We start from the raw sequence: 1574 nt of genomic DNA, 5'->3' as shown, positions 1-1574 counted from the left end.
CAGCACACCGCACACCGGCCTCGGGCGTCTCGTGCTCCGTGCCGCGCACGGGGGACTGCGCTCACGATTCTGGAGCGCCGCACTGCACCCTGTGGTCGCCATCGTCATTGCGATACTGCTGTACCCGGTCCTCTACCTGACCGACGCGATCAGCGTCATCATGCGCATCCCCTTCGGCCAGGACGCCTTGCTCTTCGTCATCCTCGTCCTCGGCATCGTCTCGGCAACACCGCTATGGTCCTCCGATCCGCTACCGCGCCAACCCTCCTTCGCCGCACGATTCGTCGATATCGCCGTCGAGATCCAGATCCACGCCATTTTCGGCCTGATCCTGCTCCGTACCGCCACACCGCTGTTCAGCGCATACGCCACCCCCACAGGCAGCCATGACCCCGTCATCGACCAGGCGATCGCCGGCACGCTGGTATGGACCTACGCGGAGCTGCCGATGTTCGTAGTGCTCATCGTCTGCCTGTCCCGCTGGCGAGCCCGCGACGTGCGCACCTCGAGACAGCGACAGAAAGCCGAGGACGCCGAACTCGACTCTTACAACGAGTACCTCGCCAGCCTCTCCCGAAGACGGAACGAGAGCTAGGGCATGTCTGACAATCGTTTGGACCATGCGAGCACAGCATTCAGGACCACAGCGGCCCGGTAGATGATCGCGTACTTGTCATACCGGGTCGCCAGACCCCGCCACTGCTTCAGGTGAGCGTACTGACGCTCGATGACGTTGCGGCCCTTGTAGGCGTCCGCGTCGAGGCTGACGGGGCGCCCGCCGCGGGCACCGCGCCGTCTGCGGTGGCCCTGCTGGTCGGCCGGTTCGGGGATGACCGCTTTGATCCCACGGGCACGTAGGTGGGTGCGGATCGCCCGGGAGGAGTACGCCTTATCGCCCAGCACGGCCTCGGGGCGGGTCCGGGGCCGCCCTACTGGCCGGGTCACGCGCAGCTGCTCCAGAAGAGGAAGCAGCATCGGGGAGTCCCCTGCCTGGCCGGGGGTGATCAGGCTGACCAGCGGCAGCCCGGTCCCATCGACGAGCTGATGGATCTTCGTGCTCAGCCCGCCACGGGAGCGCCCGATGCCGTGATCGGCCGGCTCCTCACGCGGATTCTTGTAGTTCGATCCATCCCCCTGTGTGGCGGGTGATGTTCGTCGCGTGCTGATGGGCGCGGGCGATCGTGGAGTCCACCGAGACCGACCAATCGATCAGGCCTTCGGCGTCAGCGGCGGCGGTCAGCGTGGCCAGCACCGTGTCCCATGTGCCCTCTTCAGCCAAGCGCCGATGCCAGGTCCACACTTCTCTGCCAGGGCCCGTAGACCTCGGGCAGATCCCTCCAAGCGATTCCGCACCGGTACCGGTAGATGATCGCCTCCACCATGGCGCGGGCGTCGGCGAACGGCCTGCCGGCGCGGCCGGTCCGGGTCGGGAGCATCGGGGCGATCAACTCCCATTGGGTGTCAGAGAGCATCTGGAACCGGGCATGTCCCCAGGGTCTCAGCTGACTCGTGCATCTATTCTCAGACACGCCCTAGGTGTTGTGGGTCATGAGGTTCTTGGCACGAGGGCCGGG

At 66.3% G+C, this 1574-nt stretch carries 1 protein-coding gene and 1 pseudogene; one reads left to right on the top strand and one right to left on the bottom strand.

Translation table 11 applies throughout. From position 1 onward, the window contains the following. The coding region (locus tag AB0N07_RS50785; protein WP_365847767.1) for a cytochrome c oxidase assembly protein at positions 1 to 595 on the top strand (595 nt) is incomplete at its 5' end. Here AB0N07_RS50785 and AB0N07_RS50780 read toward each other — a convergent pair. Beyond that, positions 592 to 1472 (bottom strand): annotated as a pseudogene (locus AB0N07_RS50780) (IS5 family transposase). The gene AB0N07_RS50785 and the pseudogene AB0N07_RS50780 overlap by 4 nt on opposite strands. Positions 1473 to 1574: the final 102 nt, after the last annotated feature.

The organism is Streptomyces sp. NPDC051172 (genome assembly GCF_040682555.1).
GTDB lineage: Bacteria > Actinomycetota > Actinomycetes > Streptomycetales > Streptomycetaceae > Streptomyces.
Note: the sequence above shows the minus strand (reverse complement) of the source record. Positions and strands in the feature narration are given on the sequence as shown.